Here is a 17751-nt window from a genome sequence, read left to right on the forward strand (position 1 = left end):
ATTGTAGACTATATTGATTACTACAACAATAAACGAATTAAGGTAAAACTAAAAGGACTTAGCCCTGTACAATACAGAACTAAATCCTTCGGATAAATTAATTGTCTAACTTTTTGGGGTCAGTACACTTTCGAAACCACCGTTTTTCTTGAAAAATCCTTATTTGACATGTTTTGCCAATTCTTCTTGGGCTTTTTTATTGGATTCTTCTTTTTCTTTCAACCATTTTTCTTTGGCTTTTTCGTATTCGTCTTTTGTGACTGTCTTATCTTGTACTTTGAGGTATTTATATGATTCGATACCTTTATTACCAGCTAATGAATATGGTTCTGAGAAAGGAACTGTTTTTCTCAATACTGGTGTTCCGCCCTTAGAAACATTTGGAATTGCTAAAGCGCTATCTACCAACCAAGCTTGGATATCAGCATACTTTTCATAGCGTTTTGCAAGATCTTGTTCCTTATTGGCTTCTTCCAACATTTGAGTGTAGACATCCAATCCAACAGCCTTGGCCTTGTCATTAGCTTCACCTGGCTCTAAGCCTAGATTTTGCATCAGACCACCAGAATTAACATTAAAGACATCAAGATAGGTTGAAGGATCTTGGTAATCAGGACCCCAACCACCGTTGTAAAGATCATAATCCTTCTGAGCTGCTGTCTGAGCCAAATAGCTTGTATTATCATAATCTTCAGTAGTGAGTTGTTGAATATCAATTACAACGTTCTCTGCACCTAAGGCTGCTTCAATAGATTGCTTCATAGAATTTGCCTCTTGAACACCCTTTTTAGCAGCTTGGTCAACTGTCATGTCCAGGTGGATAGGGAATTGAACTCCTTTAGCTTGGAGTTCTTTCTTAGCCTCTGCAAATTTGGCTTTGGCTTTTTCAGCATTGTAGTATGGATCTTGAGCATCCGCAAAGTTGATACCTTGCCATTCCTTACCATAGTTGACCATCTTAGAGGCTACTACTTCACCAAAGTCTTTTCCGTTGATACTTACGAAGTTTGGAGGAACAACCAAGTTACGCAAAATCTTAGTTGCACCATCTTCTCCCTGAGATTGAGCCCCGTAGGCTGTACGATCATAGGCAAAGTTGATGGCTTGACGGAAGTTTTTGTTAAGAACCGCTTCCTGAGTCGATTTCTTTTCAGCATCACTTGTTTTTGAAGTGAATTTATAAGATTTTCTATCTAGGTTAAAGTTTAAGAAGTAAGAAGTTGCATTTTGCAAGCTATAGATGATATTGTCCTTATTCTTTTCTTTAATCCCTTCAAAGCTTGAACTATTTGGATAAAGACGAGCGTAGCTATAAGCCCCCTCGACAAAGTTACGAGCTAGTGCATCTTGGTCACTACCATCATAATAGGCCAATTTGACATCATCTACAAAGACATTTTTAGCATCCCAGTAGTTAGGATTTTTCTTGAATTCGATGACCGATTTTGAAACAAAGGATTTCATCAAGAAAGGTCCATTGTACAAAATGCTAGATGGATCTACCTTCCCAAAATCATCTCCTTTTGATTTCAAGAAATCCGCATTGACTGGGAAAAGAATCGTTGAGGTTGTTTTTGAGTTCCAGTAAGGTTCTGGTCGTGTCAAGGTATATTGAACAGTTTGGTCATCAAGAGCCTTAACTCCGACAGTTGAAAAGTCGCTTGTTTTACCAGTGATATAGTCATCTAAACCAACAACGGATTCTTGCACTAAGTACAAGGCTTCTGATTTTTTATCAGCCGCATATTTCAAACCAGTGACAAAATCTTGGGCAGTTACAGGAGCATATTCATCTCCATCTGAAGTATACCATTTAGCATCTTTCCGCAGTTTATAGGTATAGGTCAAACCGTCCTTAGAAACACTCCAATCCTCTGCCAAAGATGGGACATAGTTCCCATATTGGTCATTTTCCATGAGACCATCTACCAGGTTGGTCACAATATCATTTGTTGTTGCACGGTTTTCTGCTAGATAGTTTAAACTAGACGGATCACTAGTATAAACATAGTTATATGTTTTTGACCCTGTGCTAGAATTTCCACACGCACTTAACAAAATACCTGCACTTAACACGACACCTGCAAGCGTTGCATACTTGGCCTTAGACTTTTTCATTTCCAGAACCTCCTGATTTAAATATTTGTCTTATTATACATTACAGGTTTTATTTAGTCAATAGTTTTTTAAGTAAAATTTAAGAAAAATTAAATTACTATCTACAAATTATAAAAAATATAATACAAATTAATAAAAAAGAGAATAATCCAAGCATTTCATGATAGAAATGTTCAAATTATCCCTTTTATTTATAAATATTTTTTAAGTTAACTTTAATTTGATTCGTAAGCGATCTGCTTGAGCTTTTCCAATCACCTTATCCAACAAACGGGTACGGAGACTCATAACTCCATAAACACCTCCCCCCATGGCACCGACAAGAGCTACATATAGGAAACTCCACAAACGTCCACTTGGTTGGAAGACAAATCCTAAAATCCACTGCAATGTCCCAACTACAAGAAACATGAAAAGAGTTAACAAACTGATTAAAATGGTTCGTTTCAAAATCACCTTGCGCTTAACACCAGTTACCTTGCAAATGTCCCGATACATCAAAACATTAGGAATAATAAGGCCGATGGTTGTGGAAATCAAAGGTCCATAACTGTGAAAGAGAGCAATGGTTGGCAGTTGTAAGACCAGCTTGGCAATGGAACCATAGATAAAATAGAGAACGGCCTTGCGGTTGCGGAACATGGCTTGAAGCATTGGAGACAAAACCATGTACAAGCCTAAAATAGTAGACTGCAAAACTGCAAAGACAAACAATCCCATAGCCAAACTATCTGGCTTACCATAGAAGACAGTATAGAGAGGTTCTCCTACCATGACTACTCCAACCGTTGCTGGTAGCAAGAATAGGAAAAGCATAGTGATGCTGTCCTGAACTAGACGAGAAGCTGCCTTCAAGTCCCCCTTAACATAGTTTTCAGTCAAAAGTGGCAAACCGACACTCCCAATCGAAACTCCAACCGAAATCAAAATCATAGTGATTTTATTAGGATTGGCAGAGAAATAAGAAAACATGACAATTAAGTCTTCATTACTATAGTTTGTAAACCACTTCATGCTATTGATAAAGGTATTTTGGTCCAAGATTTGGAAAAGCTGGATAGCAGACCCTGTCAAGATAAAAGGAATGGCTTCCTTAATGGTGTCGACCAAAAGACGCTTGCTGTTTATCTTATCTCCTGTTTCAAGGACTCTTTTAAGTAATCCTTCTTTGGCAAGGAAATAGATCAAAACTGCAAAACTAGCTACCATGCCGACAAAGGCAGCAAAGGTGGATTGGGTAACCGCTGCTAGATAATCTCCTGAACCAATCTTCATAATGATAAAGGTAGCTAAAAGCATCCAGATAACACGAATGACCTGCTCAGCGATTTGGCTCATGGCATAAGGTTTCAGGTTATTCATCCCTTGGAAGAAACCTCGGATAACACTCATAGATGGGAAAATCAAGACCGCCCAAGCCAAGCTCTGCATGATTGGGATCAGGTCTTTCCCTACACCCGACAAGTCTGCTAGCCATGGAGCAAAGACATACAAGACTAGTGCAAAAATAAGACCTAATCCCGTCATAAAGCCTAAAAAGCTCCGAATCAGGGCAAAGCTATGCTCTTCTTCTCGCATGGTATTATACTTGGCCACTTGCTTGGCAACCGCAACTGGAATACCCGCTGTTGAAATCAGCAAGAACCAGGCATAGATATTGTAGCCCATAGTAAAGAGACCATTTGCTGTAGCCGCATAAGACCCCATCCAGATATACCAAGGGATGATATAAATGGCACCGAGTAGACGACTGATAAAGTTACTAGCCGTTAGCCAAGCAGTCCCCCGTAACATCTGGGCCTGCTGGTGATTGTTTTCGTTAGACATAGATTCCTCATTTAATTTTAATCACTAGGAAAAATTCCTCATCTTCCATTATAAACTTTTCCTTGTCACTTGTAAATTTACGACTTTCGGTTTACAATAGAAAGTATGATTAAGATTGAAACCGTATTAGATATTTTAAAGAAAGATGGTCTCTTCCGTGAGATTATCGACCAAGGACATTATCACTACAACTACAGCCATGTCGTATTTGACACCATCTGCTATGATAGCCGCAAGGCTAAAGAAAAGAGCCTCTTTTTCGTCAAGGGTGCTGCCTTTAAGAAGGAATTCCTGATTTCTGCCATCTCTCAAGGCCTCGGCTGGTATGTGGCTGAAAAAGATTATGAGGTTGGTATTCCTGCTATTATCGTCAGCGATATCAAGAAAGCCATGAGTTTGGTAGCTATGGAATTTTATGGAAATCCACAGGAAAAACTCAAACTCCTTGCCTTTACTGGTACTAAGGGTAAAACAACAGCAGCCTATTTCGCTTATAACATCTTATCTCAAGGGCATCGACCTGCTATGCTATCGACTATGAATACAACTTTAGATGGCAAGACTTTCTTTAAGTCTGCATTGACAACTCCTGAGAGCATTGACCTCTTTGATATGATGAATCAAGCTGTGCAAAATGACCGTACCCACCTCATCATGGAGGTATCCAGTCAGGCCTATCTGGTCAAACGTGTCTATGGTCTAACCTTTGATGTGGGAGTTTTCCTCAATATCAGCCCCGACCATATCGGCCCGATTGAACACCCTAGCTTTGAAGACTACTTCTACCACAAACGTCTCTTGATGGAAAATAGCCGAGCAGTAATCATTAACAGTGACATGGACCACTTTTCTGTCTTGAAAGAACAAGTCGATGATCTAGACCATGATTTCTACGGTAGCCAGTCTGATAACCAAATCGAGAATTCCAAAGCCTTTAGTTTTTCAGCTACGGGTAAACTTGCTGGAGACTATGACATCCAGTTAATTGGGCACTTCAACCAAGAAAACGCCGTCGCTGCCGGACTTGCTTGTCTCCGTCTCGGAGCTAGTCTTGAGGACATCAAAAAAGGAATCGCTGCAACCCGAGTTCCTGGTCGTATGGAAGTCCTCACCCAGAAAAATGGAGCCAAGGTTTTCATCGACTATGCCCACAATGGTGACAGTCTCAAAAAACTCATCAATGTTGTAGAGACTCATCAAACAGGAAAGATTGCTCTGGTCTTAGGTTCGACAGGAAATAAGGGAGAAAGTCGTCGTAAGGACTTTGGACTTCTCCTCAATCAACATCCTGATATTCAAGTCTTTCTGACTGCTGATGACCCCAACTATGAAGATCCAATGGCCATTGCAGATGAAATTAGTAGCTACATCAATCATCCTGTTGAAAAAATTGCGGATCGCCAAGAAGCCATCAAGGCAGCTATGGCTATCACAAGTCAAGAATTAGATGCTGTGATTATTGCTGGTAAGGGTGCCGATTGCTACCAAATCGTCCAAGGCAAGAAAGAAGCCTACCCAGGAGATGCAGCCGTCGCAGAAAATTATTTATAAGATAGTAAAAAAATCAAGGGAAATAAACCCTTGATTTTTTCTATTTTTATTTAAAAGCGTTTTTCAAACCTTCAACGGCACCTTCTACAGCACCTTTAGCGTCTTCAACTACTTCTTTTGCCTTAGCAACTGTCTTTTCTACAGCGCCTTCTGCTTCAGTCTTGCCATCCCCAGTAACTTTACCAAATCCTTCTTTGATAGCGCCTGTTGCTTGTTCCAATTTGTTTTCAAGTGACATATGATTGTCTCCTTTAATTTTATTCCGATATGTGTTACCGGTTACATATAGTTTATACCGAATACTAAGGAAAGTCAAACAATGTGCTCAGAAAAAAATCAGGCCAAGTAGAAAGTTAATCTTTCCTTATCAAAATCGACGGCCAACTCATACTTTCCATCTTCATTTTGGACAATATAACCTAGAACGACTAAACTGTCCACAAAGATATCACGGCGTTTCTGCATCAGTTGATCTTTTTTGAGAAATTTCAACAAAAAAGTCGTCATATATTTGAGAGCATATTCAGGATTAACATCTCCCAAAATGTCATAGAGTTCCTGCTGTTTTTCTGTCAAAGGATACTGATGTTTGACCTTGTAGAAATAATTGGAAAGGGTCATTTTTGATCTCGCAAAGTCTGTCTTTTCAACTAAAATAGCTGCATTGGTTTGATTTCGTAATTCCGTCTCAAAACGCTGCTCTAACAAGGCTTGATAGGCCGTACTATCTTCGCTGACAAAAATCTCTTGATCCAGTTCTAGACTATCGAGTGATTCAAGCATAGGAAGATTAAGGTAATAACGCTTATTTTCCCGTAGAATCAAGCCAGCCTTTATATACTCTTCCATGAGTTTATCGACTGCCACATCTGGAAATTGAGCCTTAATTTCTCTCAAAATAACATCATCATGCTGGTCCAAATAGCGGATCAATTCTCTAAAAAATGGCTGTCTCGTCAAACGAGATGGATTAAAAATCTGAATCATGAAGATTCCTTTCTTTACTTTCTAACAGAGGCGATGCTGCCAACTGACTAGGATTGGTCCCCGGCTGGTTCAAAGGAACAGGCAGATCTAGTTCTCTGTAATACTCCCTCCAAAAATCACTAATCACCTGCTCCCCATCCCCAAATTTCATGGGAATGGTTTCAAAAATGGGGAGAATTTCTGCCATGTACTGGGAACAGTAAAAACCTTCTCCATCTGGATAGAAAGAATCATTGTAGGGTGCTCCTAGATGTTTGCAAGCTTTTTCCTTCACAGACTGGATATCCATTTCTGGGTAAACATAGAGGTCGTACAAGTGATTGGACTCAAAGAAGTCTGCCGGTTCTTGACAGACAACACCCGCCTGTCCACTAGCGTGGTAAATCATCCCATCCAAACAAATCGCAACATGGTTATAGTTGCCTGTGGAAGTCTGGATGGCATGTCCCATATCTGACTCATCTCTCACAAAAATCAAATCGCCATTTTCTAACATGCTTCACTCCTAGAAAAAAAGGAGCCGAAACTCCTTTCGATATAAGGCAAACTAGCCTTTCCTAATTTGAATTAACACTCAAAATCTTAAGCATTGAAGCTTTCAGTCAATTGAGGTACCACTTGTTTCTTACGTGAAACAGCACCAGCAAGGAAGGCGTGGTTGTCTACAAGTTTAAAGTTGAAAGCTGCTTCAACCTTGTCCATATTGGCACCAAGTGCTAGGATTTCTGAGTTTGAGTTGACGATATCTGTAATCATCAAGACAAAGTCAGAGTAGCTATTTGCTGTGTTGGCAGCTTGCATTGCAGCTTCAATTTCTGCTTGGCGTTCCAAAACTTCAGCGATGTCAACTGTGTTTACTTGGGCAACACGAACATTATTTCCGTTGAGTTCAAAAGTCTTAGCATCGATATCAATCAATTCTTCAGCAGATTTGCTAGCCAAGTTGGTACCAGCTTTCAACATAGCTAAACCATATTCTTCCAAGTTTACACCAGCCAATTCAGCCAATTCAGGAGCAATAACCTTATCTGTTGGGTGTGTTGTTGGTGATTTCAAAAGAAGGGTATCTGAAATCAAACCTGAAAGCATCAAACCAGCAATCTCTTTAGGCACAGCTACACCATGTTCTTTGAACATACGGTAAACGATTGAAGATGCTGATCCAACTGGCTCCAAACGCATGTAGAGTGGGCTTGCAGTTTCAAAGTTAGCCACACGGTGGTGGTCTACAACACCATAAACTTCTACTTCAGCGATATCTGATACAGATTGTTGGAATTCATTGTGATCAGTCAGGATAACTTGCTCTGCACCTTCTGCTTTAGCAGAAGCGATAACACGCGGTGCTTCTACACCAAAATAGTTCAAGACAAAGGCTGTTTCTTCATTTGGAGTTCCAAGGGCAACAGCTTCCGTATCCAAACCATAAGCTTCTTTTGCAAGGTAGGCAAAGGCTACAGATGACCCGATGGCATCTGAGTCTGGATTTTGGTGACCAAATACTAGAATCTTAGACATGATAATACCTCATTTTGTTTATTCTCTTTATTGTAGCATTTTTTTCGCTTTTTGACAAAAGTAAGAGGAGTCAAAGGACTCCCCACTACTCTTCAAAATAACTGAGTAAATTTCTATCTTGACTTTCAGATAAAAATGTTTCCTTCTGTGGTCTCTTCTTACGCTTGAGAAGGGCTTCTGCCGACATGGCTTCTTCCTTACTGGCAAAACCTTGAGCATAGATGAGTTTGACTGGCAAGCGTGCTCGTGTGTATTTGGCTCCCTTCCCACTATTGTGGACAGCGAGGCGTTTTCTCACATCAGTCGTATAGCCTGTATAATAGGATCCGTCACGGCACTCCAGCACGTACATATAAGCCTTATGATCCATAATAAATCTCTTCAAGTTCCGGCGTATAAGAGCCATCATCATTGTGGACAATGAGAGGTGGTAAGACCTTAAAGCCACTTGTTGAACCATCCTTGATAGCCTCAATCAAGAGCATATTGGCTTCCTTTTCTCTTTTTGGATAAACAAACTGCAGGCGCTTAGGGGCTAGATTATGCCGTTGTAACGTATCCAAAATATCCAGAAGTCGATCAGGGCGATGAACCATGGCCAAACGCCCGTTGGACTTGAGAATACTCTGGGCACTACGACAGATTTCCTGCAAATTGGTCGTGATTTCATGTCGCGCCAAGAGATAATGTTCACTCTCGTTCAAGTTGGAATGAGGATCCACCTTGAAATAGGGCGGATTACACAAAATCATATCCACCTTACTTCCCTGAATGTAAGCAGGCATATTTTTCAAATCATCACAGATGACCTGCATCTGCTCTTCCAAACCATTCAAACGGACAGAGCGTTCAGCCATATCTGCCAAACGCTCCTGAATCTCAACAGCCAAAATCTGTGCCTGGGTACGAGTGCTAGCAAATAGCCCCACTGCTCCATTCCCAGCACAGAAATCCACAATTAAGCCCTTCTTAGGAAAACGTGGAAAACGTGACAAGAGAACACTATCCACCGAATAGCTAAAAACCTCTCTATTTTGAATGATTTTGATATCTGTCGAAAAGAGCTGGTTAATGCGCTCCCCTGATTTTAATAATTGTTCTTCTTCCATGGTCCTATTATAACAAATTCATATTAACATTACAAAAGATAGAGTTTTCTAACTAGCGCTTCTGATTCTTCAAATGTTGAAGGGCTTCTTTGGTCCAAATTGGCATCATTCGTTTGAGAGGGGCAAAACCATAGTTAAAGCGGTCGCTTGAAAAGCGTCTCCGTCTAGGAAACTGGTGCTTTTCTTCCTCCAAGGTGCGGATAGAAAGGCTAGCTTTCCCTGTAAATTCATCTAAATCCACCACCTGAACCAGAACCTCTTCATCGACTTTCAAGGCTTCTTGGATATTTTCAATAAAGCCTGTCCGAATCTCCGAAATGTGAATCAGCCCCGTATCACCCGTCTCTAGCTCAACAAAGGCACCGTAGGGCTGAATCCCTGTAATACGCCCCTTTAGCTTATCACCGATTTTCATCTTAGTCCTCAATTTCAATTGTTTCAATCACGACATCTTCAACTGGCTTGTCCATAGCTCCAGTCTCAACAGCAGCAATGGCATCCAAAACAGCATAAGAATCTTCATCAGCTAGCTGACCAAATACAGTGTGACGACGGTCTAGGTGAGGTGTCCCACCTTGCTCTGCATAGATTTCTGCGATCGGTTCTGGCCAACCACCACGAGCAATCTCCTTTTTAGAATAAGGCAGGTGTTGATTTTGCACGATAAAGAACTGGCTGCCGTTGGTATTTGGCCCAGCATTAGCCATGGAAAGGGCACCACGGATATTGTAAAGTTCTTCAGAGAATTCATCCTCAAATGATTCACCGTAGATTGACTCGCCACCCATACCAGTTCCAGTTGGGTCTCCACCTTGGATCATAAAGTCCTTGATAATACGATGGAAAATGACACCATCATAGTAGCCATCTTTTGAAAGTGCAACAAAGTTAGCCACTGTTTTAGGAGCATATTCAGGGAAAAGCTTGATACGCAAGTCTCCGTGATTGGTCTTAATAGTCGCGATAGGACCTTCTACTGTTTCAATATCTACTTGTGGGAAATGCAATTCTTTTTCTACCATACCAAATCCTTCTAAGGCATCAAAAATGCCATCTTCTTCTAATGTTTTTGTTATATAATCTGCTTTTTCTTTGATGTTATCATGAGAAATTCCCATGGCAACGCTGATTCCAGCATAATCAAAGAGTTCCAAGTCATTCAACCCATCTCCAAAAACCATGACGTTCTCTGGTTTCAAGCCAAGGTGTTCTACAACTTTTTCCACGCCCGTCGCTTTGGAGCCTGAAATCGGAACAATATCAGACGAATGTTGATGCCAACGAACCATGCGAAGTTTGTCTGAGAGACTATCAGGAAAGTGCAAGTCATCTCCTTTATCTTCAAAAGTCCACATTTGATAGATATCTTCTTTTTCATGGAAATCTGGATCCACATCCAAATCGGGGTAAATTGGATTGATAGCTTCACTAATCATATCGGTGCGAGTCGACAACTTGGCATCACGACTCCCAACCAAACCATACTCAATTCCCTCTTGCTTAGCCCAAGAGATATACTCCTCAACATCTGACTTCTCAATCTGATGCTGATAAATAACCTGACCTTTTTTATCTTCGATATAAGCCCCATTCAAAGTTACAAAAAAGTCAGGCTTGAGATCACGAATCTCTGGAACGACACCAAAAATCCCTCGTCCAGAAGCAATACCTGTCAAGATTCCTTTCTCACGTAATTGCTTAAAAACAGTTGGGATTGAAGCTGGAATAAAACCTGTCTTGGAATTCCGCAATGTATCATCAATATCAAAAAAGACAATCTTTATCTTCTTTGCCTTGTATCTTAATTTGGCATCCATCTCACTACCTCTTTCAATCTAACTCTTTCCATTATACCATAAAGTAGCTAAATCCCCTATTTTCAAAAAGTTTCCAGTTTTATTGTAAGTCCTTGGATAAGTATAAAACTAAATCATTATCATTTTGACAACTTGCACCCATTTCTAGCGGTTTATTTCTATACCACACACCTGTCCCATCTGGAATATAGCCTCGTTTAATATACAATCTCTGGGCAGGACCATACCCCAAGTACAAACCTACACCAAGAGTGACCTTACTCGAAACAAACTTGACTCGTTTTTCTGCTTCTTCTAGCAGTTGATTCCCAATCCCTTGATTTCGAAAAGGCTCAAACACATTAAAATCTGATAATTCTGGATAGACTTCTGCAAAAGGACCATATTTAGCAGAGGGCAAAATGGTAATATAACCTGCCACTACTCCATTCATAGTCGCTACCAAGACTTCTCTCTCCCCACTTTCCTGTTCCAGAAAATATCTAGCCAAAATTTCCTCTCTACCAGGCCAACCTTGATTCATAAATCCATGAGATAAGGATTCAATATCAGACTTAATCATATTTCTAATCGTACAATTCATCTTTGACTTACCCACCTTTACTCTTTCTATTACCATTATAGCACGCCAAGGTCAGAAAAAAACTATCTCGTGAAAAAAGACACAACCGGGTCTGAAAAAGAGGTCCACTCGGAACTCAACTCGCTCTTTCATTTCAAAGCTCGTGAAAAAAAGACCCAAGCGGGTTTTAATTCGCTTTCTTGTTTTCAAGCTCATGAAAAAGAGGTCCACCCGGACCTCTTTTTTAATCTTCGTTTACGAAAGGCATCAAAGCCATTACGCGAGCGCGTTTGATAGCTGTTGTTACTTTACGTTGGTTTTTAGCTGAGGTTCCTGTTACACGACGAGGAAGGATTTTCCCACGTTCTGAAACGAAACGGCTAAGAAGCTCAGTATCTTTGTAATCAACATATTCAATTTTGTTTGCTGCGATGTAATCAACTTTTTTACGGCGTTTGAATCCGCCACGACGTTGTTGAGCCATGTTTTTTCTCCTTTATAATTTTAGTTGTCCATTAGAATGGTAAATCATCATCTGAAATATCCAACGGATTTGTTGCTCCAAATGGATTTTCATCACGTGAAAAGTCTGGTACTGAATTTGTAGGTGCTGAATAGTTTGCAGTTGGTGCAGAGTAAGCTCCACCTGTGTGACCCTCACGCACACTACGGCTTTCCAACATTTGGAAATTCTCAGCCACGACCTCTGTCACGTAGACACGTTGTCCTTGCTGGTTATCGTAACTACGAGTCTGGATACGACCTGTCACCCCGATAAGTGAGCCTTTTTTAGCCCAGTTAGCAAGGTTTTCAGCCTGTTGGCGCCACATAACGACATTGATAAAATCAGCCTCACGTTCGCCATTTTGACTCTTAAATGTACGGTTTACTGCAAGAGTAAAAGTCGCAACTGCTACATTTGACGGGGTATAACGTAACTCAGCGTCACGTGTCATACGCCCTACAAGTACAACATTGTTAATCATAGTTTACCTTCTTACGCGTCAGTTTTGACGATCATGTGACGAAGAATGTCAGCGTTGATTTTTGAAAGACGGTCAAACTCTTTAAGAGCTACGTCGTCGTTTGCTTCAACGTTAACGATGTGGTAAAGTCCTTCACGGAAATCTTGGATTTCGTATGCAAGACGACGTTTTTCCCAAGATTTTGATTCAACAACAGTTGCACCGTTGTCAGTCAAAATAGAGTCAAAACGTGCTACCAAAGCGTTTTTAGCTTCTTCTTCAATGTTTGGACGAATGATATAAAGAATTTCGTATTTAGCCATTGATATGTTCCTCCTTTTGGTCTAATGACCCCAAGACTTTGCAAGGGGTAAGTGAGGTTCGCTCACAATAAACTATTATACTAGAAAAAATTTTTTTACGCAAGTAAAAACACTAAAATAAAAAAAGAGTCTGGGACAAAAGTCTAACCTTAGATATAAAAAGCGAACAAAACGAGTTATCTGACACTCAGAATTCTGTCTTGTTCGCTTTTTTGTCTAATCAATCGATTTTAAAATTTATAATAAAGAATTCCGAAAATCAAAATCTTTTTGTCCCAGCCTCTTAAAAAATACGGCTCTATAGATAGAGATATAATATTTTTAGTAATTACCACCCTTTAGGAATTATGGAGCCATTTTAGTTATCTTTACCAAAAACATCTCGATAGAGCATTCCGGTTCGTAAAGTCTCTGCGTCTCCTCCTAGTTGGTCCACCAACTCGTAGGCAAAGGCAAGGGCTGTAGAGGGACCTCGACTGGTTGTCAAATGTCCATCTACCACTACTGTTTCCTTGACGTATTGACCATCAAGAATTTGCTCTTGAACGCCGTCATAGCAAGTGTACTGCTTATTTTTCAATAGCCCTGCTTGATTGAGGGCAATTGGCGCCGCACAAATAGCTGCCAGTTTCTTCCCTTCTCGTTCGAAGCTTTGCAATTCTTGAATCAAGGACTGGTTGTCACGCAAATGTGCAGAACCTGGCATCCCTCCAGGAAGGACAATCATGTCATAGTCTGATAAATTACCATGAAAGACACGATCTACTCTGACTTGGATTGCGTGCGAACCCGTCACTTGCTCCTCAAATCCTACCATATCACAAGTGATATTTGCCCGACGCAAAACATCCACAACTGTCAAAGCTTCAATTTCTTCAAAGCCCTGAGCTAACATGACTGCTACTTTAACCATGATTTTCTCCTTATTTGATTTGTTTTAATACAACCTTTTTCCGTTTGAATGGAACTTTTCCGCTCTTTTCTTCAGCTAGATTAGTCTGGTAACTCATAGATAAAAGCAAGCCAATACCAATCAAGTTACTGATAATAGCCGATCCACCTTGAGAAATGAAAGGTAAGGGAATCCCCGTCAAAGGAAGCAAACCCGTCACAGCACCGATATTCTCAAAGATGTGGAAGAGCAACATCATAATCAAGCCAGTGGAAATATAGGTATAGAACTGGTTATTCGATTTGAGAGTAATCTTCAACATACGGTAAATCAGCATGAGATAAAGAGCAATAACAAGGACTGAGCCAATAAAGCCAAAATCTTCTGCGATAACCGTGAAAATCATATCCGACTCTCGAACTGGAATAAGCAGATTCGAAGCATTAAACCCTTGACCAAATAAGCCACCACTCCCAATAGCGATTTGTCCTTGAGCCTGCTGGTAAGTGGTTGTTTGGGCAAAGTCAAATGGATTGAGCCAAGCCAAGATACGATTGATTTGGTAGGTCGGCATTCCTAATTGATGAAGAAAAGCCCTTCCGTCCTTGCTGATAAAAATGGCTAGAAAACCAGCAATTCCTGTTACAGCAGTCACAAATACTGGAATAATAATTTTCCAAGAAACTCCTGATAGTAAGACGATTCCTGAGAAAATAGCTACAAAAACCAAAGCCGTCCCCAAGTCACTTTGAAGTGCCAAAAGAACTAGTACTGGAATGGTAAAGAGAATCATCCAGAAAATCAATAAAAAGTCCAGCGGAACTGTGCGTCTCCATTCCTTATGTTTTTTGGTAAACTGGACAATCACACGAGCCAACATGAGGATATAGGATATCTTCATAAATTCTGACGGCTGGAACAAGGTAACACCATTTACCGATACCCAGTTTTTTGCACCCGTTGATGCAACCAAGCTTGGATTATAAAAGACAATAGGCAGAACCATGAGTACCAAGCCTAAAATATATAGAAAAGGGGTCGCCTTCCAAAGAAATTCTGTATTAAAGAGCATGACCACAAAACCAATCACAAGCCCCAAGGCAATCCAGGCGACCTGCTGCCCTAAAATGGGTAAAATATTGTTTGGATAATCATGACTAACAGCTATATAAATAGCCACCACGCCGATAACCAGTAGGAAAAATACTGGCAGGAGCAAACTATAATCGACTCTAGAGTCGAGAGAACGTTTCATATATACTAACCTTATACTTTCATACTATACTATTTATCAAAATTCATTTAAAAATCTATCAATTGCCTCACTAACTTCAGATTGAGCGATAGTTGTAACGCTCGCTTCTTTTGCTAGAGAAGTCACTATTTGCTTGCCGTATCGTTTTCCGACGATTCTCCTATCCAGAATGAGGGTTAAGGAACGTTGGTGTTCGCGTCTCATACTTCTTCCCAAAGCCTGTTTTAAACGAATAATAGCCATCGGCAATTGATAATCATAAAAGGCATTTTTCCCTTCTTGAATTAGTTCTTGATTAATCTTTTTCGTCAAGGGCTCTTGGGGATTTTGAAAAGGGAGTCTCGGTACAACTTGAATTACAAAAGGATGACTTGAAAAATCAACTCCCTCCCAGAAACTTGCTGCACCAAGCAGGATTTGTTGTTCACCTTTTTCAAAACGTTTCTTCAGTTGATGAACATCGCCATTTTTATACTGGGCCAGATGGCTAACTGGAAGTAGATCCGATACTGCTAGAAGCATGTCTTTGGCAGTAAAGAGAACCAAAATCGGTTGTTGGAAAGCTTGAACATCCATCAGCAAATCAGCTACCTCTTTGGCATAGACTTCTAAGGAAGTTTCTGTTACTAGAGGAAAATCTTTGACCAAGACCACTTCTTGATCCTGTTTTTTATGAGATTCAATCTTGACAAATTTGGCTTCAGGATAGCCTAAAAGGTCTGCCAAAGAAACCCTCTGACTAATCTCAAGAGTTGCCGACACTCCCAAGACTTGACATGAATTTGGCACTAAGGAAGATAGAAGGATTCGGCCTGATTTTGTAGAAGAAATCTGAATTTTCTTTTGACTCGTTTCAGTTGCTTCAAGCCAGTAATCACCTTCAGCCGTAAAATAGCGAACCAGTTCCTCAAAGCCCTCTACTTTTAATTCTGAAAAATACTGGTGGAGATTGGCAAGAGAATCCAAGATATTTTTCCGAGATTTACCAGACTGAAATTGTTCTATCAAGTAGAGACACTCAAAGCGAATACTTTCTAGTATTCGTTGTTGAATCCTATTTTCTTCTCCTACTAAAGCCTTATCAACTAAATCAATAATAGACTGGATATCGTAGGTATGTTGAAGCAGATTTTCTAGGGCCAACAAAACTTTTTGGACTTCATCAATAATCAGTAAACGGTCGCTGACAAATTCAGGATTATCTTCAAGTCTGGTTACAAGATAGGCATGATTAGTCACTAAAAGTTTGCAAGCCTCTGCTCTTTCCTGACTACGTTTCCAGAAATCTTCCGTCACAAATAAGCTCTTGGAAGATAAATTCCCATCATGACGAAGGTCTGTCAGAAAATGTTGGTAACGGTAGAGTTGCCCGATTTCATCCAAATCCCCGGTTTCTGTCTCTGTCATCCAAACCAAGAGTTGCATTTTAAAGCGTCTAAATAAGCGATTTTCATCATTTTCCTGTAAGGAACGATAAAAGGCATCCAACTTCAGGTAATTTTGTGGTCCCTTTAAAGAATGAATATCTGTATGGAATACTTCCTTGAGACATTTACCTTCTTCTTCCATGATTTGATTTTGAAGAATCTTTGTCGGAACGCTAAGGACAATCTGACGATTTTCCTCTTGGGACAAAGCGGGTAAGAGATAACCATAAGTTTTCCCAATTCCTGTCGGCGCTTGAATTAATGATACAGGCTCATCCTTCAATAGCAAGCCAACCTCTTTAGCAAAACGTTCTTGCTCTTCCCTTACTTCAAGGTTCAACAGAGAAATATTCTTAGAAAAATCCTGAGATAATTTTCGTGGCTTCAGGGGAGCTGCAATTTTCTTGAAATATATCCCTTGAACTTCAAATAGATCTGGAGAAGTCAGGATAGATTGGTTTCGATAAATTTCTTCAATAACCAGGTAGGACTCATATAAGAGAGCGTCTGCCATTTCCAGCAAGCGTTCCAAGAGCCCTTTAGGAAGTTGGGCCATCTTTTCTCGTAGAAAAAGTAGTAATTCCGCAGTGGCTTGGGCATCTGAAAGGGCTGTGTGGGCGTGTTTTAGAGGGATTCCTAATTCTTGACACAAAATCGGCAAACTATATTTTTCCAGTTCTGGGAAAAAGACTTGGGCCAATTCGACCGTGTCAACACGAGGATTTCTTAGTTCATAGCCTTCTAAAAATAAATTTTCCGCCAAAAGATTGGCATCAAACTGAACATTGTGGGCTACAAAAATCCCATCCTCCACCAAGTCAAAGATTTTTCTGGCAACTTGCGAAAAATCAGGTGCTTGCGCCAGACGTTGGTCAGTCAATCCTGTCAGTTCTTTGATATGAGCATCCAAAGGTTCATGTGGATTGACATCCGTCGTATAGTGATCGACGATTTTTCCATCCTCAATCACAACAATTCCCACTTGGATAATTTTAGCCTTACTACCTGTGCTAGTTGCCTCTAAATCCACCACAACATAGCGATTACCAATCGTTTTCATTATAAAAAATTATACCAAAAAAAGGGCCATTTGGCACCACTCAACTTCGATAGAAAAATCACTTTGCTTGAAAAAATTTTTATCGTTAATAGGGATACCCACAAAGAAATCATCGCCAAACTGGACTACGATGCCCCATCTTGTCCTGATTGTGGAAGTCAAATGAAGAAATACGACTTTCAAAAACCGTCTAAGATCCCTTACCTTGAAATGACTGGTATGCCTACTAGAATTCTCCTTAAAAAACGCCGTTTTAAGTGCTATCAGTGCTCTAAAATGACGGTCACTGAGACTCCTCTAGTAAAGAAAAATCATCAAATCCCTCGTATCATTAATCAAA

General features: G+C 40.2%; 20 protein-coding genes. 3 read left to right on the forward strand and 17 right to left on the reverse strand.

Annotated features, from left to right (window positions below; translation table 11 throughout):
• A partial coding sequence (locus GEZ85_RS07480; protein WP_133162783.1) for an IS3 family transposase occupies positions 1-96 on the forward strand: 96 nt, incomplete at its 5' end.
• 63 nt (positions 97-159) lie between these two features.
• On the opposite strand, the gene GEZ85_RS07485 is transcribed toward GEZ85_RS07480, so the two are convergent.
• Positions 160-2118 (reverse strand): peptide ABC transporter substrate-binding protein, encoded by a 1959-nt coding sequence (locus GEZ85_RS07485; RefSeq protein WP_153209968.1) that lies wholly within the window; start codon positions 2116-2118, stop codon positions 160-162.
• Positions 2119-2322: 204 nt separating this feature from the next.
• The gene (locus tag GEZ85_RS07490) at positions 2323-3945 is read right to left on the reverse strand and encodes a putative polysaccharide biosynthesis protein (RefSeq protein ID WP_000064182.1); all 1623 of its coding nucleotides are present in this window, start codon (positions 3943-3945) and stop codon (positions 2323-2325) included.
• Between the two features lie 105 nt (positions 3946-4050).
• Between GEZ85_RS07490 and GEZ85_RS07495 the strand changes: the two genes are divergently transcribed.
• Complete coding sequence (locus tag GEZ85_RS07495) at positions 4051-5496, forward strand: UDP-N-acetylmuramoyl-L-alanyl-D-glutamate--L-lysine ligase (RefSeq protein WP_153209967.1); 1446 nt, start codon at positions 4051-4053, stop codon at positions 5494-5496.
• A gap of 46 nt (positions 5497-5542) precedes the next feature.
• Here GEZ85_RS07495 and GEZ85_RS07500 read toward each other — a convergent pair whose 3' ends face one another.
• The 15 genes from GEZ85_RS07500 to GEZ85_RS07570 form a co-directional block, all read right to left on the reverse strand.
• Entirely contained in the window at positions 5543-5734 is a 192-nt protein-coding gene (locus GEZ85_RS07500) for a CsbD family protein (RefSeq protein ID WP_000051182.1), read from the reverse strand.
• 98 nt (positions 5735-5832) lie between these two features.
• A complete protein-coding gene (locus GEZ85_RS07505; RefSeq protein ID WP_153209966.1) occupies positions 5833-6483 on the reverse strand; it encodes a DUF1803 domain-containing protein in 651 nt (216 codons plus the stop codon).
• Entirely contained in the window at positions 6467-6979 is a 513-nt protein-coding gene (locus GEZ85_RS07510; RefSeq protein WP_153209965.1) for a YiiX/YebB-like N1pC/P60 family cysteine hydrolase, read from the reverse strand. The genes GEZ85_RS07505 and GEZ85_RS07510 overlap by 17 nt, the downstream gene beginning before the upstream one ends.
• An 86-nt stretch (positions 6980-7065) precedes the next feature.
• A complete protein-coding gene (locus GEZ85_RS07515; RefSeq protein WP_125455036.1) occupies positions 7066-8001 on the reverse strand; it encodes a manganese-dependent inorganic pyrophosphatase in 936 nt (311 codons plus the stop codon).
• 85 nt (positions 8002-8086) lie between these two features.
• Positions 8087-8371 carry a GIY-YIG nuclease family protein gene (locus GEZ85_RS07520; RefSeq protein WP_153209964.1) on the reverse strand — a complete coding sequence of 95 codons (285 nt, stop codon included), beginning with the start codon at positions 8369-8371 and terminating at the stop codon, positions 8087-8089.
• Positions 8361-9110, reverse strand: coding sequence for a tRNA1(Val) (adenine(37)-N6)-methyltransferase (locus tag GEZ85_RS07525; protein WP_000390778.1), 750 nt, complete (start codon positions 9108-9110; stop codon positions 8361-8363). The genes GEZ85_RS07520 and GEZ85_RS07525 overlap by 11 nt, the downstream gene beginning before the upstream one ends.
• 52 nt (positions 9111-9162) lie before the next feature.
• Positions 9163-9525, reverse strand: coding sequence for a S1 RNA-binding domain-containing protein (locus tag GEZ85_RS07530; RefSeq protein ID WP_049488521.1), 363 nt, complete (start codon positions 9523-9525; stop codon positions 9163-9165).
• Between the two features lies 1 nt (position 9526).
• Positions 9527-10927, reverse strand: coding sequence for a bifunctional Cof-type HAD-IIB family hydrolase/peptidylprolyl isomerase (locus GEZ85_RS07535; protein WP_153209963.1), 1401 nt, complete (start codon positions 10925-10927; stop codon positions 9527-9529).
• Positions 10928-11006: 79 nt separating this feature from the next.
• Positions 11007-11510, reverse strand: a complete 504-nt coding sequence (locus GEZ85_RS07540; RefSeq protein ID WP_150922249.1) for a GNAT family N-acetyltransferase — start codon at positions 11508-11510, stop codon at positions 11007-11009.
• A gap of 223 nt (positions 11511-11733) precedes the next feature.
• On the reverse strand, positions 11734-11973 hold the full coding sequence (rpsR, locus tag GEZ85_RS07545; protein ID WP_000068664.1) for a 30S ribosomal protein S18: 240 nt from the start codon (positions 11971-11973) through the stop codon (positions 11734-11736).
• A 31-nt stretch (positions 11974-12004) separates the two neighbouring features.
• Positions 12005-12475 carry a single-stranded DNA-binding protein SsbA gene (gene ssbA / locus GEZ85_RS07550; RefSeq protein WP_000609606.1) on the reverse strand — a complete coding sequence of 157 codons (471 nt, stop codon included), beginning with the start codon at positions 12473-12475 and terminating at the stop codon, positions 12005-12007.
• 11 nt (positions 12476-12486) lie between these two features.
• Positions 12487-12777 carry a 30S ribosomal protein S6 gene (rpsF, locus tag GEZ85_RS07555; RefSeq protein WP_084923323.1) on the reverse strand — a complete coding sequence of 97 codons (291 nt, stop codon included), beginning with the start codon at positions 12775-12777 and terminating at the stop codon, positions 12487-12489.
• Between the two features lie 358 nt (positions 12778-13135).
• Positions 13136-13690 (reverse strand): DJ-1 family glyoxalase III, encoded by a 555-nt coding sequence (locus tag GEZ85_RS07560; RefSeq protein WP_153209962.1) that lies wholly within the window; start codon positions 13688-13690, stop codon positions 13136-13138.
• Between the two features lie 10 nt (positions 13691-13700).
• Positions 13701-14924, reverse strand: coding sequence for an FtsW/RodA/SpoVE family cell cycle protein (locus tag GEZ85_RS07565; protein ID WP_153209961.1), 1224 nt, complete (start codon positions 14922-14924; stop codon positions 13701-13703).
• 36 nt (positions 14925-14960) lie between these two features.
• Positions 14961-17411, reverse strand: a complete 2451-nt coding sequence (locus GEZ85_RS07570) for a bifunctional DnaQ family exonuclease/ATP-dependent helicase (protein WP_153209960.1) — start codon at positions 17409-17411, stop codon at positions 14961-14963.
• 63 nt (positions 17412-17474) lie between these two features.
• Between GEZ85_RS07570 and GEZ85_RS07575 the strand changes: the two genes are divergently transcribed.
• On the forward strand, positions 17475-17751 hold a 277-nt coding region (locus GEZ85_RS07575; RefSeq protein ID WP_228112214.1), incomplete at its 3' end, for a transposase family protein.

Source organism: Streptococcus mitis (assembly GCF_009496205.1).
Taxonomy (GTDB): domain Bacteria; phylum Bacillota; class Bacilli; order Lactobacillales; family Streptococcaceae; genus Streptococcus; species Streptococcus mitis_BN.

Coding starts and splice junctions, on each gene's coding strand:
- GEZ85_RS07510 (WP_153209965.1), bottom strand. CDS start 6,979: ATGTTAGAAAATGGCGATTTGATTTTTGTGAGAGATGAGTCAGATATG.
- GEZ85_RS07525 (WP_000390778.1), bottom strand. CDS start 9,110: ATGGAAGAAGAACAATTATTAAAATCAGGGGAGCGCATTAACCAGCTC.
- GEZ85_RS07515 (WP_125455036.1), bottom strand. CDS start 8,001: ATGTCTAAGATTCTAGTATTTGGTCACCAAAATCCAGACTCAGATGCC.
- GEZ85_RS07565 (WP_153209961.1), bottom strand. CDS start 14,924: ATGAAACGTTCTCTCGACTCTAGAGTCGATTATAGTTTGCTCCTGCCA.
- ssbA (WP_000609606.1), bottom strand. CDS start 12,475: ATGATTAACAATGTTGTACTTGTAGGGCGTATGACACGTGACGCTGAG.
- rpsR (WP_000068664.1), bottom strand. CDS start 11,973: ATGGCTCAACAACGTCGTGGCGGATTCAAACGCCGTAAAAAAGTTGAT.
- GEZ85_RS07540 (WP_150922249.1), bottom strand. CDS start 11,510: ATGAATTGTACGATTAGAAATATGATTAAGTCTGATATTGAATCCTTA.
- GEZ85_RS07505 (WP_153209966.1), bottom strand. CDS start 6,483: ATGATTCAGATTTTTAATCCATCTCGTTTGACGAGACAGCCATTTTTT.
- GEZ85_RS07490 (WP_000064182.1), bottom strand. CDS start 3,945: ATGTCTAACGAAAACAATCACCAGCAGGCCCAGATGTTACGGGGGACT.
- GEZ85_RS07500 (WP_000051182.1), bottom strand. CDS start 5,734: ATGTCACTTGAAAACAAATTGGAACAAGCAACAGGCGCTATCAAAGAA.
- GEZ85_RS07530 (WP_049488521.1), bottom strand. CDS start 9,525: ATGAAAATCGGTGATAAGCTAAAGGGGCGTATTACAGGGATTCAGCCC.
- rpsF (WP_084923323.1), bottom strand. CDS start 12,777: ATGGCTAAATACGAAATTCTTTATATCATTCGTCCAAACATTGAAGAA.
- GEZ85_RS07535 (WP_153209963.1), bottom strand. CDS start 10,927: ATGGATGCCAAATTAAGATACAAGGCAAAGAAGATAAAGATTGTCTTT.
- GEZ85_RS07570 (WP_153209960.1), bottom strand. CDS start 17,411: ATGAAAACGATTGGTAATCGCTATGTTGTGGTGGATTTAGAGGCAACT.
- GEZ85_RS07560 (WP_153209962.1), bottom strand. CDS start 13,690: ATGGTTAAAGTAGCAGTCATGTTAGCTCAGGGCTTTGAAGAAATTGAA.
- GEZ85_RS07495 (WP_153209967.1), top strand. CDS start 4,051: ATGATTAAGATTGAAACCGTATTAGATATTTTAAAGAAAGATGGTCTC.
- GEZ85_RS07485 (WP_153209968.1), bottom strand. CDS start 2,118: ATGAAAAAGTCTAAGGCCAAGTATGCAACGCTTGCAGGTGTCGTGTTA.
- GEZ85_RS07520 (WP_153209964.1), bottom strand. CDS start 8,371: ATGGATCATAAGGCTTATATGTACGTGCTGGAGTGCCGTGACGGATCC.